The following is a 15,424-nucleotide window of genomic DNA, read 5'->3' on the forward strand; positions in this document are numbered from 1 at the left end:
CCGAGTTTACCTGTTGAGTTTAGTTTATGCTTCCAGCGCTTTGCTGACTTTTTCAAACAGATCACGCGCGAGGTTATCCATCGCTTTTAATTGCTCCAGCTCTTGTTTAATCAGTGCTTGGCGCTGTTCATCGTAGAGTCGGAATTTAAGTAATGGGTCAATCAAACGTGAAGCCACTTGTGGGTTGCTACTGTTAAGTTCACGCAGAATGTGTCCAGCGAAGCGATAGCCTTCCCCTGTTTTCGCGTGGAAATTGACTGGATTGGCATTTAAAAATGCTCCAATCAGACTGCGAGTACGGTTCGGGTTTTTCAAGCTAAACGCTTCATGTTGCATGGCTTGCTGGATCACATCCAATACTTGTGGTGATGGGTTTGAGCCTTGCAGCGTGAACCATTTATCCATTACCAAGCCATCGTGTTTCCATTTCTCGCTGTAGTCTTGCATCAAGCTTTCACGACACACCAACTGAGCTTGGTTAGCCGCCGTCATGGCCGCAATGGTGTCGGTCATGTTGTTCGCTTGAGCGTACTGTTTTTGTACCAACGCGTTACCTTGAGCAGTGTAGGCAAGGTAGCTCAAACACACGTTGCGCAGCGTACGTTTACCAATCGCCGCATGTTCAATCGAGTAAGTGTCTTGTTTTAACGTATGGTAGGTTGCACTAAGCTCATCTTCTAGCTCGGTCGCCAAAATGGTTTTGAGTGAGGTGAGCACCTGGGCAATCGCATCAACATCCACACGCTTATACCAGCCTGACACTTCGTTATGGCTTGGTAACGAGAGCATCTCGGCCACAAATTCAGCGTCAAGGTTGTCACTGAGTAACACGCCGCGGAACGCGTCAATCACCGACTCTGCCAATTCGACAGGTTGACCTTGTTGGACTCGTTCTACGTTGGTACGAATGTATTTAGCAAGCAGCATCTGCCCTGCATCCCAACGTGCAAATTCGTTACGAGCATGCACCATCAGGAAAATCAGCTCTTCATCACTGTAGGCGTATTCCAATTTCACAGGCGCAGAAAACTCACGCAACAGTGACGGAATCGGCGGCTGTTTGACCTGCTCAAAGAGGAAGGTTTGCTTAGCTTGTTTCACATCCAACACGTTAGAAACAGCTTTCCCGTTACACTGTAGCGCAATCACATCACCGTTTGGCGCATACAGTTCAATATCCAGCGGGATATGCAGTGGTTGTTTTTCTTTCTGCTCGTGAGTGGGCTCGGTATGTTGTTCTACGGTTAACTCATAAGTTTGGCTTGCGGCATGGTAAGTACTACTGACTTTAAGCGTCGGAGTACCGGACTGGCTGTACCATAAACGGAACTGTTGTAAGTCGATGCCAGAAGCTTCTTCCATGGCGGCCACGAAATCTTCGCAAGTGGCTGCGGTGCCATCATGACGTTTAAAGTACAGCTTCATGCCACGTTGGAATTTTTCTTCACCTAACAAGGTGTGCATCATTCGAATCACTTCGCTACCCTTTTCATAAACGGTCAGGGTATAGAAGTTATTCATTTCAATCACTTTATCCGGACGGATTGGGTGCGACATTGGGCTAGCATCTTCAGCAAATTGTGGGCCTCGAATGATGCGCACATTTCCAATTCGGTTGACGGCTCGTGAGCCTAAGTCTGAAGAGAACTCTTGATCGCGGAATACGGTTAAGCCCTCTTTCAAGCTTAATTGAAACCAATCACGGCATGTCACACGGTTACCCGTCCAGTTATGGAAGTATTCGTGACCAATCACGGCTTCAATCCCGAGATAATCGGTGTCGGTGGCGGTTTTCTCATTGGCTAGCACAAACTTGGAGTTAAAAATGTTCAACCCTTTGTTTTCCATGGCACCCATATTGAAGAAATCCACTGCCACGATCATGTAAATGTCGAGGTCATATTCAAGGCCAAAGCGTTGCTCGTCCCAACGCATAGAGTTGATGAGTGATGTCATGGCATGACCAGCGCGATCCAAATTGCCTTTATCGACAAAAATTTCTAGCGCAACTTGGCGGCCCGATTGTGTGACGTACTGATCGCGCAGCACATCAAAATCCCCAGCCACCAAAGCAAATAGATACGCAGGTTTGGGATGAGGATCTTGCCATTTCACCCAATGACGTCCTGCTTCCTGCTCGCCTTGCGCAATCTTGTTACCATTGCTCAGTAAATAGGGATATTGCGCTTTATCGGCAATAACGGTTGTAGTGTAACGCGCCAGAACATCAGGACGATCCAAATAATAAGTAATGCGGCGAAAGCCTTCGGCTTCACACTGGGTACAAAATGCACCCCCTGATTTGTAGAGGCCTTCCAAAGCAGTGTTGGCTTGCGGATTGATTTTCGTCACGACGGTGAGAGTAAACTCACTCGGCAAACCCCGAATTTCAAGGGAAGCTTCCCCTACGCTGTAGTCTTGCCAATCCTGGCCATTCACTTTGAGCGCTCTGAGTTCAAGTGTTTCACCATCAAGAATTAAGGTATTGCTCTCCTGCTGCTGTTTTACTTGAGAGACAGCGGTGACCAGAGTCGCATCATCGTATAGATCAAACACCAAATCGATATCGGTGATGGTGTGTGAAGGCGGTTGGTAATCAAGGCGGTATTTGGCTTGAGGAGTGTGAGCCATTGTCGTAATCCTTTTGACTTTATGTTCTGTGACGTTAATAAATACAGGAATAAAAGCGTTATTGAAGCAAGATCTTAGGCCGCAGTGAATGAATAACAAGCCCTAAACGCAAAAAAACAGGGAGTTTATCTGTAAACTCCCTGCCACTTTTTGCTTTTTCTACTGACCGCCCAACATCAAAACAGGCGGTATACCGCAAGTGTTATTGCACGCGGTTCATGACGACCGTCATGCTGTCATCAATTTCCAAGGTAAGCCGATTTTGGTCGAGCACATAACGAGTATCGTGCTCACCTTCAGAATAGAGCAATACTAAGCGATTCCCTTCAGTGTAATAGACGCCGCGATGTGTGGCTTCGTTACCATCTTGATTAGTGATGTGGAAAGAGAAGATAAAATCTGGCTGTAACGTCAATTTGATAAGGCTTTGGTCAAGGCTTTCTCCATCAAGATCTTTGATGTGTGCGCTGCTCCAGCTACCGGCCAAGGTATTGGGTAAACCTTTAGTAAAGGTTACACCATTCAATGTCAGCAAATGATGATTATTTTCATACTGGTAAGTCTGGGGATCTGAGCTATCCAGTCCGAGAATAAGAGTTTTCTCATCTGCAGAATAGGCGCCATTCCAGTGATCAACACTGAAATCTTTCTTTTGGATATCTATCGAGAAATGGTAGTCAGAAGCAAAGCTGAGCTTAATGACTCGAAAGTTTTCGTTAGACCGTTCTGGGTTGGGATTGAGCAAATACCAGTCGCCGAGCAGTAAAGGTTGATCAAATTGAGTTAAGTCGGCACGGCTAAGATTATTCGCACTGAGAAACGGTGATGAAGCGGTAAAAAGCAGGCTCATCACGCAAGTAAATATCCATTTCATAGCACTTCTCCTTACATTTTTTGTAAGCGTAGGCACTGAGTGCATGAAATGCGAAATTATTTGATGTTTGTCACATTAATTTTAGTGGTTAAAAAAGTGTAAAAAAACGGACCATAAGGTCCGTTTTGATTAAAAGTATACTAAATCAATGAATTATCGCGATATCATATCAAGCATAATGTTAACTGATTCATCAAGATAAGCATCCGGCGCTTCATAATCTTTCGGTATATCTTGCAAGCTCGCATAGGTCGATTTACCCAACGCTTTTTGGCGTTGATTAATGCGAGCTAGACGCTCTGCATCAGCCTTGGCACTTTCCTCCTTGCGTACTTTTTCATTCAGCGAAAGTAGATTGTCCTCTTTCTCTGCACGGTATTTCGCAATATCTTGCTCGATAAAACCAAATTCCAAATCATTCGCGACACGTTGTTGGTGTTTAGCTTCCACGCTAGCAATGATGGCGTTGAAGTTATTCAAACGCTCATATTTTGCTTTATCAATGCTGTCCCAAGGTAGTGCGTTATCTTCAACACTTTCCCCTGTTTCGGAAGGGTCAATCGCGGTTGGATACGCGATATCAGGAACGACGCCTTTGTTTTGGGTGCTACCACCATCAATACGGTAGAATTTTTGAATCGTGTATTGCACATAGCCCAGCTCTTTATCAAACAAATCATAGATATGATTGAGAGAGCGATGCTGCTGCACAGTACCTTTGCCAAACGAGTTTTCACCGAGAATAATGGCGCGGCCATAGTCTTGCATCGCGGCGGCGAAGATTTCTGAAGCCGATGCACTGTAGCGGTTAATCAGTACGGTCATTGGACCACTATAACTGATGCTACCATCAGTATCCGAGTTAACATTCACACGACCATAGCTATCACGGACTTGCACTACAGGACCACTGGTAATGAACAAACCAGAAAGCGCGGTGGCTTCGGTTAATGCACCACCACCGTTGTTGCGTAAATCAACAATAATGCCGTCGACTTTCTTTGCTTTCAGCTCCGCCAGTAGTTTTTCTGTGTCTTGAGCTAAGCCAACATAGAAACTCGGCACTTCAAGCACACCAATTTTTTTTCCAGCTTTCTCAATCACTTCAGATTTTACGGCACGATCTTCTAAGCGAATTTTGTCGCGCACAATGGTGACAACGTGACTTTTTGCATCTTTGCCTTCAGGTAACACGAGCAATTTCACCTTGCTACCTTTAGGTCCTTTAATCAGTTGAACAACATCGTCTAAGCGCCAACCGACTACATCAACCACGTCTTCGCCTTCTTGCCCAACACCAATAATGCGGTCACCCTCACCCAATTGTTTGCTTAGTGCCGCTGGGCCACCTGCAACCAATGAGCGGATGATGGTGTAATCGTCGGTCATTTGTAACACTGCCCCAATCCCTTCCAACGAGAGATTCATTTCAGATTGGAATTGTTCTGCGTTACGCGGTGACAAATAGCTGGTATGCGGATCAACTTCACGAGCAAACGCATTCATATAAGTTTGAAATACATCTTCACTTTTTGTCTGTGTGAGGCGCTTGATGGCATTGTTGTAGCGTTTATCGAGCGTTTCTTTGATTTCTGACCACTCTTTACCTGCCAGTTTCAAGCTTAACGCATCGTATTTGACTCTTTGTCTCCACAGCTCGTTAATCTCTTTAAGATCTTTCGGCCAAGGCGATTTCGTGCGATCGAGCTCAATAGACTCATCACTATCAAACGTCATCTCTTGATCAAGCAGAGAAAGTGCGTATTGAAAGCGCTCAAAACGCTTTTCCATAGACAGGTTATACAGATCGTAAGCGATTTGATTATCACCCGCTTTTAATTGGTCATCCAATTGCAAAGACCAAGCTTTGAAGCTGTCTATGTCCGCTTGAGTAAAGATATTTCGACTGTAATCTAGCATCTCAAGGTAGCGTTCAAACATGGCTTGAGAAAACTGATCGTCTAAATTGAATTGTTTGTAATGAGAACGGGTAAAACGTGAGGTAACACGTTTCGCTGCCGTTGCGTGTTGAGCTTCAGGAACAAGAAGAGGGAGATCTTCTGGTTTGAGTTTGGCTTCTAGAGCCTGAGCTGAAAAGGCTGCCAGCCATAGGCTAGCAGCAATCAGAGATATTTTTGAACGGCATTTCATGCGTAGGAGTATCTCCTTTATGCGCGCAAGTGCTCCGCTTTCACAACCATTTGTAGGCCGTTGGCAAGTTGAACACGCACATCTTCCTTATTGACTTCAACGATGGTCGCAGCCATGTTGCCTTTACCCATATTCACATTGACTTGATTGCCAACGTTAAGCTCAGACGCAGCCAGTGCGCGAGTTTCTACAGGCTTTTTCTCCACTTTCGGTGCATTTTGCGGCCGGCGAGCTTGCTGTGGTTTTTTCGCCTTTGGCTTGCTAGCCTTCGCTTCTTCACGCACTTTCTTTACTTGTTCTTTACGACGAGCTTCTACGCGAGCTTTGCTCTCAGCCAGTGCAGCTTGTGCGTGCTCTACATGTTGCTCTTCCAGCTCACCACAAGGGTTGCCGTCCAGATCAACACGAGTTGCGCCAGGTTTTACACCATGTAAATAACGCCAAGAAGAGGTGTATTGTCTTAACGCGGCACGAAGCTGAGTTTTGCTTACTTTAGGGTCGTCATTCAAGCGATCAGCAAGATCCTGAAAAATACCAATTTTCAGAGGCTTTGCTTCACCTTCTAAAGTAAAGCAGTTAGGGAAACATTCAGCAATGTACGCGATCACTTCTTTGCTGTTTTTTAACTTTTCAGTGTTTTCCATGAGGATTCCTGGTTATTGCGGCTGCCCGCCAAACATTGATGTATAAATATGTGCGGTATTATAAAGACCTGCAGAGGAAAAACCACATCAAAAGGCCAATTTATGCCTTATTAGCCTGTGAATTGAGCAGCTTTTCTACTTCGCTCATTAAATAGGTTAGGCCTTGCTCGTCGATTTCACTGAAACGACCAATGTTTGGACTGTCAATGTCCAACACTCCTGCGACTTTTCCGTTAATCGAGAATGGGATAACGATTTCTGAGTTACTCGCGGCATCACAAGCGATATGACCTTCGAATTGGTGAACGTCGTACACACGTTGAACCTTATTTTCTGCAACTGCAGTACCACAAACTCCCCTGCCTACGGGAATGCGCACGCAAGCGGGTTTGCCCTGAAATGGGCCCAATACCAACTCGTTCTCTTGCATTAAATAAAAACCCACCCAGTTGAGCTCGGTGAGTTCCATATTCAGTAACGCACTTAAGTTGGCAAGATTTGCGATGAGATTGGTTTCACCTTCTAATAAAGCGACCGCTTGCTTGGTGAGGCGTTGGTACTGTTCTAGGTTCATAATAACTTCCATTTGAAAAATAAAGACTTCACTTCGCGAACTACGTACAATGCGCATCACTAAAATAGGATGCATTCTCATTAATATGACGTATTTCAACGACACTATTAGCCGCTCTTGGCTGATAACTCAAGTAAAAAAACATCGCGCCAAACTGTTGTTTGCTAACTTTATTGCCGTCGTCGCGACGCTAATCAGTGTTCCTATCCCACTGCTCATGCCGTTAATGGTGGATGAAGTGCTGCTCAATCATCCGGCAAAAGGTGTGGAGGTGATGAACCAGTTCCTGCCACAAGGGTGGCAGACCGCAACGGGTTACATCATGCTGACTTTGCTGATGGTGGTGGTGATGCGTATTGCCAGTCAGTTGTTGAATATCCTACAAAGTCGTCAGTTTACTTTGGTTTCCAAAACCATCACTTACGAAATGCGCCGTAAGATGATTGAAAAGCTGGGGCGGATCAGTATTCGTCAGTATGAAACGCGCGGCAGTGGCGGGATTAACGCTCACCTCATCACAGACATTGAAACCATCGACCAGTTTATTGGCTCGACACTGAGTAAGTTTTTGATTTCTTTGCTTACTGTGATTGGCACAGCCATTGTATTGCTTTGGTTGGAGTGGCGACTTGGCCTGTTTATTCTGTTAGTGAACCCGATTGTTATCTACTTTTCTCGGATGCTGGGCAGCCAAGTTAAACATTTGAAAAAACGCGAAAACCAAGCGTTTGAGCGTTTTCAAAACCGCTTAGTGGAAACGTTAGATGGTATCTATCAGTTGCGTGCCGCAAACAAGGAGCGCGAGTTCCTCAACCGCCTCATCAGCGATGCGGACGCAGTACGCGAAAATGCTGACAAATACGCATGGCAATCTGAAGCCGCTGGTCGCCTCTCCTTCTTACTGTTTTTACTCGGTTTTGAGCTGTTTCGTGCCGTTGCCATGTTAATGGTGGTATTCAGTGATCTCACTATTGGCCAGATTTTCGCGGTATTTGGCTACTTGTGGTTTATGCTCAGCCCGGTGCAAGAGCTGTTGGGTATTCAGTTTTCTTGGTATGCCGCTAAGGCCGCTTTAAAAAGAATCAACAGCTTATTAGAGCTAGAAGAAGAGTTCCGCCCCATCAGCAAAGTTAATCCCTTTAATCAGCCGGGAGAAGTCGATATTGAGATCAAAAATGTCCATTTCTCATACGATGGTGAAAGCCAAGTACTGAATGATTTGTCACTCCATATCCCTGCGGGTAAAAAGGTGGCGTTAGTCGGAACCAGTGGCGGAGGAAAATCGACGCTGATCCAACTATTAATTGGTGTTTATCGAGCGCAAAGTGGCACGATCTGCTTTAATGGGCAACACTGTGATGACATTAGCTTTGATGTGATTCGTGATCAAATTGCCGTTGTTTTACAACAACCTATACTGTTTAATGACACTTTGCGGCATAATCTGACCCTCGGAGGTCAATTTAGTGATGATGCCTTGTGGCAAGCCTTAGAGATTGCCCAGCTGCAAGATGTGATCACCAAACTCGACCAAGGGTTAGAGAGCCAGATTGGTCGTAATGGTATTCGATTGTCAGGCGGACAAAGACAGCGGCTAGCGATTGCGCGTATGGTGCTGAGTGATCCGAAATTCGTTATTTTGGACGAAGCTACTTCCGCCTTGGATACGGCTACTGAAGCCGCATTGCACCTTGCTTTGTCAAAGTTTTTGCATGGTCGAACGACCTTGATTGTTGCCCATCGCCTCTCAGCGGTGAAACAAGCGGACTTAATTTATGTATTGGAAGATGGACATGTCAGCCAGTCAGGAACTCACCACGAGTTACTCGAACAAGAAGGCTTGTACCAAACCCTTTATGGGAGTGTTCAGTCGCAGCACTAATGGTGTTACTGATGGTGTTAATGGCGGCTCCTGTGGTGTTGTCCGCCTATGACACCGTCATCCCCTTTATCTCATCATACATCGCAGTCGGGTCAAGTTCGTTTGTGCCCCGGCTGCGAACTGCCTATTGATGCCGTTAAGGTTGACCAAGCCCACAGCGCTCATTGCCCCCGCTGTGGTACGTTACTTTATCGTGGTGGCAGTGCTTCTCTCTCCGGCGATCTTGCTCTTGCGGTCACCTGTTTGCTGCTGTTTATTCCTTCTCACTTTTTCAGTTACATCGATATTCGACTGTTTGGTGTGATGATCCCAGCCACGTTGTCGCAAGGCGTATTCGCCTTGTGGAATGAAGGTTACATTGTCTTGGCGTTATTGGTGCTGTTTTGCAGCTCAATTGCGCCACTGGTTTTATGTTTGAGTGTGGTCAGTGCTCATCTCGCTCTTCGTTTTCGCTACTTTCAGACGCTGAGTTACTCATTGCTCCTTATTCATCATCTCAAAGTCTGGGTCATGATCGATGTGTTTCTGGTTAGCGTGGCCGTTTCCTGCTTTAAGCTAAAAGATTACTCAGATATTTTTATCGGCCCCGGATTATTAGGGTTGGTGCTTCTGCAACTGTTTACGGTTTTACTGCTCAGTCGTATTAGTACTCGCCGCTATTGGGAAACCTGGCAAGCTGAAACGGAATATGATTTGCCCATCAAACAGGTGCATTGCCATAATTGCCACCTTTCACAGCCAGAAAATGGACACTGCGTTCGCTGCGGACACCCTCTACATCATAGAAAACCCCATTCAATCGAGCGAACATGGGCTTATGTTTTAGCGGCGACAGTGGCGATTTTCCCCGCTAACTTGATCCCCATTTCCATTTTGATCACCAATGGCCGACGTATAGAGGATACCATTTTTTCTGGTGTGGCTTCGCTTGTGAAAAATGGCATGTGGGGCATTGCGCTGATCATTTTTGTTGCCAGTATTGTGGTTCCCGTGATCAAAATTATTGGCCTCGCCTATCTCTTAATGGCCATCAAACTGAAACGCCACGTGCATCAGCGCCAACGTATGATGATTTATCGTGGCATCAAATGGATTGGCAAATGGTCGGTGATGGATCTGTTTGTCATCTCTATCATGCTGACATTGGTTGACCGAGGTCAGATCCTCGATTTTACTCCCGGTTACGGGGCTGTCGCTTTTGGTATGGTCGTGGTGCTCACCATGTTAGCCGCGGAAAGTTTAGATCCGCGCTTACTGTGGGATGAGCCCGACTCCACTCGTACTCAACAATAGGTTGTTTGAATGAGTCAAGAAAATACAACGCAAACGTCATACACACCGGAAATCCGCAAACGTCGGGGCATCTCTCCGTTGTGGTTCTTACCCATAGTGACCATGATTTTAGCGGGTTGGCTGGTGTTTAAAGCGGTGCATGATGCTGGAGTACGGATTCAAATTCATTTTGAAAACGCGCAAGGCTTAATCGCAGGTCGAACCACCATTCGCTATCAAGGATTGGAAGTGGGGATGGTGCGCGACATCAAACTCTCTGAAGGATTGGATAGCATCTACGTTGAGGCGGATATTTATCCTGAAGCCACTAAGCTTCTCTCCAATCAAACGCGTTTTTGGATGGTCAAACCGACGGCGAGTTTATCCGGCGTTTCTGGGCTAGATGCGCTTGTGTCAGGAAACTATATTGCGATCCAACCGGGTTCAACGCATCAAGAGGATTATCCAACACAATATCAAGCGCTGGACTCAGCCCCCTCGGATCTACTTGCACAACGCGGCTTGACCATTTCTCTCAAAGCTCGCGATTTAGGTGGCATCTCGGTCGGCTCACAGATTGTGTATAAAAAAATCCCGATTGGTGAAGTGTTTAGCTATCAGTTGGATGACGATGCGCAGTCGGTGACTATCCAAGCCTCGATCAAAGAGGAGTACCAACACATCATTAATACGGAAAGCCGCTTTTGGAACGTGAGTGGTATTGGTGCCAGTATCGGCTTTGAAGGGGTCGATGTACGTCTGGAAAGCTTAAGCGCACTGATTGGCGGCTCGATTGCTGTCGACTCGCCTGATAAAGGTAAACCTGTAGAACAAAACGCGCAGTTTCGTCTCTATCGCGATTTAAAAACCGCGGGGCGCGGTATTGCGGTGTCGATCACCTTACCGGATGACAACAACATCTCGGCGTCCGGTGCTCCCATCATGTATCGTGGTATTGAGATTGGCCAAATTACTGATTTGCAGCTGGCCGAAAACCGCAAAAGTATCGTGGCCTCTGCTGCGATTCAGCCTGCGTTTAGCGATATGCTGAATCGCGGCAGCCAGTTTGTCCTTGAAGAAGCAAAAGTCTCATTAACTGGGGTGGAGAACCTGACCAATCTCGTGAAGGGCAACTACCTCACCCTGATCCCCGGAGCCGGAGAGCGCACGCGTAACTTTCAGGCCGTACGCAAAAATGAGTTTAAGTATGCGCGATCCAACAGCATCAGTTTCAATCTTGTGGCAGATAACTCATTCGGTTTAGAAGCAGGAACCCCGATTTTGTATCGCGGCGTGGCCGTAGGTAGCGTCACTGCCGTGAATCTCAAACTCGATTATGTTGAGTTTAACGTATTGATTGATGAGCAATATGGCGCGTTGATCCGCTCCCAAAACCGTTTCTACGTCACTGGTAGCGCGGCGGCTGAGCTTACGGAATCGGGGCTTTCCGTTTCTATACCACCTGCGAAACAACTGTTGCTTGGGTCGATAAGTTTTGCCAGTGAAGGCAGTAGCAAGCCACTTGAACAGTATCGACTCTACTCGAGTCAGTCTCTGGCTGAGTTGGCGAAATATAATCAGTCAGGCTCTCGTTCATTAACCCTGTTTGCGCATGAACTGCCTTCAATCAATGCCGGCTCTCCCCTTTTGTATCGCAATTTGAAAGTCGGCAGTATCTCGGGCTTTACTCTTACGCCTAAAGGCGTACAGATTGAAGCGACCATCGAAAAGCAATATCAGCACTTATTGACTCCAGATACAGTATTCTGGAACCGCTCTGGTGTAGAAATCAAAGCGTCGATGGATGGCTTGGATGTAAAAGCCGCACCATTACAGACTCTGCTCCGTGGGGGTATTGCCTTTGATAACCTGCCCGGCATTGAAAACAAAGTCGGCTCAATGTGGAAACTCTACAGCGACTACGATCATGCGCGTCGCTATGGTGAGAAAATCACACTGACCGCACTTGGCACATTGGGAGTCAAAGTGGGTACGCCAGTGCAATACCAAGGGGTACAAATTGGCGAGGTATTTGAAATCATTCCTGATTTTGAATCCGATTTCGTCAAGCTCGCCGCGCGTATCGAACCACAATATGCTTCGAAAATCGCCAAACAGAATTCACAATTCTGGCTCTCTCAAGCCAAATTTGGTTTAAGCGGTATCGAAAATATGCAAAACCTGTTGGGACAGAGTATTGAAGTGCAACCGGGCAATGGTGAAAGTCGTTTTGAGTTTGAACTGCACAAAGAAGCGCGCCATGGAGGTGCTGGCAATACTTACACTTTGCAGAGTGAAAAACGCGGTTCGGTGAATGTGGGTACTCCAATTCTGTATCGCGATATTGAAGTGGGCAAAGTGATTGATGTGCGTTTAGGTGAATTTGCCGACCGCGTGATCACCACCATTCGTATTGCTCCGCAGTACACCTATTTGCTGCGTCAAAACAGCGTATTCTGGAATGTCTCTGGGCTCGATATGTCAATTGGTCTTACTGGTGCAAATGTGAAAGCCGGTACTTTTGACAGCATGTTGCGTGGCGGGATCACCTTCGCAACACCAGAGCAAAAACAATTAACACCGGCTGCGCCTGAAGGGCATACTTTCTACCTTCACCCTCAAGCCCAGGAGCAATGGACCAAGTGGCGTACGCCTATCCCTAAGCCTTAATCTCAAAAAATATACCCGTCTTACTTGAAGCTGCAGCGGTGTTGGCTACGTTCGTTCACCCCAATCACATAGTCTGTCTATGCTCGTGGGGATTCACTCACTTGCCGCCTATCTGCAATTCCAAGTCGTTTGGGTATAACGTGAAGAAAAGCAGCCTTGTGCTGCTTTTCTACTTTTCAGCTAACCTTTATGTCACCGCTTTATCTGGTTATAATCGCCGCCCTTATTCATCTACGGAATTTGCTTGTGCATCCGAACATTTCCCTTCCCGAACCATTCATCGCGTCGATGGCGAAAATACTGCCAGATCCCACTCAGCTTGCTGATTTTATTGCAGCTTGCCAAAGGCCTCTGCGCAAAAGTATTCGAGTCAATACACTCAAAATTTCTGTTGCAGAATTTTCTCAGCGCGCCGCTGAGAAAGAGTGGCAACTGACGCCTGTACCTTGGTGTGACAATGGGTTTTGGATTGATGCCGATGAAAGCTTAGTCCCGCTGGGTAATACCGCTGAGCATATGGCTGGGCTGTTTTATATCCAAGAAGCCAGTTCGATGATGCCTGTTTCTGCCCTATTTATGGGGAATGCACACTATGACTCTGTGTTGGATATGGCGGCGGCTCCGGGATCGAAAACCACGCAAATAGCAGCCTTGATGGACAACCAAGGCGTGTTGGTTGCCAATGAGTTTTCCGCAAGCCGAGTGAAAGTACTGCACGCCAACATTGAGCGCTGTGGGATTCGTAATACCGCACTGAGTAATTTTGATGGTTGTGTGTTTGGCGGCTGGTTGCCTGAGCGTTTTGATGCGGTGTTGATCGACGCGCCCTGCTCTGGTGAAGGTACAATTCGCAAAGATCCTGATGCGATGAAAAACTGGAGCCTTGAGTCGATTCAAAGCATTGCCAACACTCAAAAAGCCTTAATTGAAAGCGCATTTCAGGCGCTCAAAGTGGGCGGCACGCTGGTGTATTCAACCTGTACCTTGAGCCGTGAAGAAAATCAGCAAGTGTGCTGGCACTTAAAGCAGACATATGGTGATGCGGTTAGCTTTGAATCACTGGGGAATTTGTTTGAGCACGCATCGCTCGCCCTTACTGAAGAAGGCTTCCTGCACATTTTTCCGCAAATGTACGATTGTGAAGGCTTTTTTGTCGCGAAAATTCGTAAACTGGCCTCCGTGACAACGCCAGAGGTCAACAAGCGATTAGGCAAGTTTCCGTTTAACAAAGCGAGCCATAAGCAGCAAGCGGAGATTGCTCAGCAACTTCACAAGTCTCTTGGCGTAGAGCTGCCCTCAGATTCACAGGTCTGGCTGCGAGATAATGATGTGTGGCTATTCCCCGAAGCTTTAGAGCCCTTATTGGGTGAGCTGCGCTTTTCTCGTATGGGAATCAAAATTGCTGAAGCACATAAGTCCGGTTATCGATGGCAGCATCAAGTGGCGACTTGTCTTGCATCCTCAAGTGCGAGTCACAGTGTCGAACTGGATACCACGCAAGCACGAGAATGGTTTATGGGCAGAGATGTCAGACCAGAAGGACAAAGTGGTCAAGGTGAAGTGATCGTACGTTACGCTAACGATGTGATTGGGTTAGGAAAATGGGTAGGCAATCGCGTGAAGAATGGACTGCCAAGAGAGCTAGTTAGAGACAAAAATCTATTTTGATTGGCTGAACTATAGTATGAAATTCTAAAAACCTGTCGCTAATTTCAGTATCTGTACTAGGCTTAGAACTAAGCAACTGACTAGATTTTCCATTAGCGCAGGCTCTTTGGAGCCATTCCCCTAGGCCCTAAAACCTTACGTTTTGGGCCTTTTTTTTCGGGTTCTTTTTACGAAAGATAGGGTTAGGCTAAACGAATTCCATCATTTTCAATGACGATTTTGCCTTGCTTATATAAACCGCCGATGGTCTTTTTGAACGTGCCTTTACTGGTGCGAAAAGTGGCAAAAATGGCTTCAGGTGTCGATTTATCGCTCAGCGGTAAGAAACCTCCTTTCTTCTCTAAGGTTTCTAAGATCTTAGTACTGAGCTCATCCATTTTTTCTACCCCTACTTTTTGCAGGGACAGGTCGATTTTGCCATCTTCGCGTACACTCTTGATGTAGCCCTTGAGCTTCTTACCGATGAACAGCTTGCCAAAGACATCTGAGGAGAAGATCATGCCCCAGTGTGTGCCATTCACAATCGCTTTGAAGCCAAGTTCAGAACGTTCCGCAATCAGTAAATCAACTTGTTGGTTTGGCGTGTATTTCGCTGGTGTTTTATCAAGCCACTTGTTGAACTTGGTTGTGCCGACAATACGCCCCGATGCTTTATCGGTGTAGACATACACTAAGACGGTTTGGCCAGGCGTAAAGCGGGCACGTTGCTCACTGTATGGAATGAGCAGATCTTTGTTTTTGATGCCCCAGTTGGCAAACGCTCCAGTGCTATTTACGCCCTCGATCTTCATTAAGCCCCACTCGCCGACTTGGGCGAGTGGCGTTTCAGTCGTGGCAGCGAGTTGGTTTTCAGAGTCAAAATACAAGAAAACGTCAATAAACTGCCCAATTTCAGTACCTTCTGGCACGAAACGCTTAGGCAGCAAGGTAGTGCCGTATTCTCCTGCATCCAAAAAAACACCAAATTCGGCGAATTTCACCACTTCTAAACTATTAATTTGACCAATGTTAATCATATAAAACTGTCTCACAGCAAATTTGCAGAGATTATACGTTAT

10 protein-coding genes are annotated in these 15,424 nt (G+C 46.4%); 4 read left to right on the forward strand and 6 right to left on the reverse strand.

Annotated features, from left to right (window positions below; all coding sequences use genetic code 11):
* Positions 1–24 precede the first annotated feature (24 nt).
* The 5 genes from pepN to R4537_RS11905 all read right to left on the reverse strand — a co-directional run bounded on the left by pepN (position 25) and on the right by R4537_RS11905 (position 6,874).
* Complete coding sequence (gene pepN / locus R4537_RS11885; RefSeq protein WP_071177938.1) at positions 25–2,631, reverse strand: aminopeptidase N; 2,607 nt, start codon at positions 2,629–2,631, stop codon at positions 25–27.
* Between the two features lie 202 nt (positions 2,632–2,833).
* Positions 2,834–3,505: a hypothetical protein gene (locus tag R4537_RS11890; protein WP_071177939.1), complete on the reverse strand. Its 672-nt coding sequence runs from the start codon at positions 3,503–3,505 to the stop codon at positions 2,834–2,836.
* A gap of 153 nt (positions 3,506–3,658) precedes the next feature.
* A complete protein-coding gene (gene prc / locus R4537_RS11895) occupies positions 3,659–5,656 on the reverse strand; it encodes a carboxy terminal-processing peptidase (protein ID WP_071177940.1) in 1,998 nt (665 codons plus the stop codon).
* A gap of 17 nt (positions 5,657–5,673) precedes the next feature.
* On the reverse strand, positions 5,674–6,300 hold the full coding sequence (gene proQ, locus R4537_RS11900) for an RNA chaperone ProQ (protein ID WP_000432040.1): 627 nt from the start codon (positions 6,298–6,300) through the stop codon (positions 5,674–5,676).
* Between the two features lie 100 nt (positions 6,301–6,400).
* Positions 6,401–6,874: a GAF domain-containing protein gene (locus R4537_RS11905; RefSeq protein ID WP_001911403.1), complete on the reverse strand. Its 474-nt coding sequence runs from the start codon at positions 6,872–6,874 to the stop codon at positions 6,401–6,403.
* 85 nt (positions 6,875–6,959) lie between these two features.
* On the opposite strand from R4537_RS11905, the gene R4537_RS11910 reads away from it, so the two are divergent.
* The 4 genes from R4537_RS11910 to rsmF all read left to right on the forward strand — a co-directional run bounded on the left by R4537_RS11910 (position 6,960) and on the right by rsmF (position 14,366).
* On the forward strand, positions 6,960–8,756 hold the full coding sequence (locus R4537_RS11910) for an ABC transporter ATP-binding protein (RefSeq protein WP_000220807.1): 1,797 nt from the start codon (positions 6,960–6,962) through the stop codon (positions 8,754–8,756).
* Positions 8,757–8,804: 48 nt separating this feature from the next.
* Complete coding sequence (locus R4537_RS11915) at positions 8,805–10,049, forward strand: paraquat-inducible protein A (RefSeq protein ID WP_071177941.1); 1,245 nt, start codon at positions 8,805–8,807, stop codon at positions 10,047–10,049.
* 9 nt (positions 10,050–10,058) lie between these two features.
* Entirely contained in the window at positions 10,059–12,698 is a 2,640-nt protein-coding gene (locus R4537_RS11920) for a PqiB family protein (protein ID WP_071177942.1), read from the forward strand.
* Positions 12,699–12,944: 246 nt separating this feature from the next.
* Entirely contained in the window at positions 12,945–14,366 is a 1,422-nt protein-coding gene (gene rsmF / locus R4537_RS11925) for a 16S rRNA (cytosine(1407)-C(5))-methyltransferase RsmF (RefSeq protein WP_071177943.1), read from the forward strand.
* 182 nt (positions 14,367–14,548) lie between these two features.
* On the opposite strand, the gene R4537_RS11930 is transcribed toward rsmF, so the two are convergent.
* Positions 14,549–15,382 (reverse strand): CvfB family protein, encoded by an 834-nt coding sequence (locus R4537_RS11930; RefSeq protein ID WP_071177944.1) that lies wholly within the window; start codon positions 15,380–15,382, stop codon positions 14,549–14,551.
* Positions 15,383–15,424 lie beyond the last annotated feature (42 nt).

It is taken from the genome of Vibrio paracholerae (genome assembly GCF_037672085.1).
Lineage (GTDB): Bacteria > Pseudomonadota > Gammaproteobacteria > Enterobacterales > Vibrionaceae > Vibrio > Vibrio cholerae.

Bases quoted from the DNA above. Each gene is read 5' to 3' on its own strand.
- R4537_RS11890 (WP_071177939.1), bottom strand. From the start codon at position 3,505: ATGAAATGGATATTTACTTGCGTGATGAGCCTGCTTTTTACCGCTTCA.
- pepN (WP_071177938.1), bottom strand. From the start codon at position 2,631: ATGGCTCACACTCCTCAAGCCAAATACCGCCTTGATTACCAACCGCCT.
- R4537_RS11905 (WP_001911403.1), bottom strand. From the start codon at position 6,874: ATGAACCTAGAACAGTACCAACGCCTCACCAAGCAAGCGGTCGCTTTA.
- R4537_RS11915 (WP_071177941.1), top strand. From the start codon at position 8,805: ATGACACCGTCATCCCCTTTATCTCATCATACATCGCAGTCGGGTCAA.
- R4537_RS11910 (WP_000220807.1), top strand. From the start codon at position 6,960: ATGACGTATTTCAACGACACTATTAGCCGCTCTTGGCTGATAACTCAA.
- R4537_RS11930 (WP_071177944.1), bottom strand. From the start codon at position 15,382: ATGATTAACATTGGTCAAATTAATAGTTTAGAAGTGGTGAAATTCGCC.
- R4537_RS11920 (WP_071177942.1), top strand. From the start codon at position 10,059: ATGAGTCAAGAAAATACAACGCAAACGTCATACACACCGGAAATCCGC.
- proQ (WP_000432040.1), bottom strand. From the start codon at position 6,300: ATGGAAAACACTGAAAAGTTAAAAAACAGCAAAGAAGTGATCGCGTAC.
- prc (WP_071177940.1), bottom strand. From the start codon at position 5,656: ATGAAATGCCGTTCAAAAATATCTCTGATTGCTGCTAGCCTATGGCTG.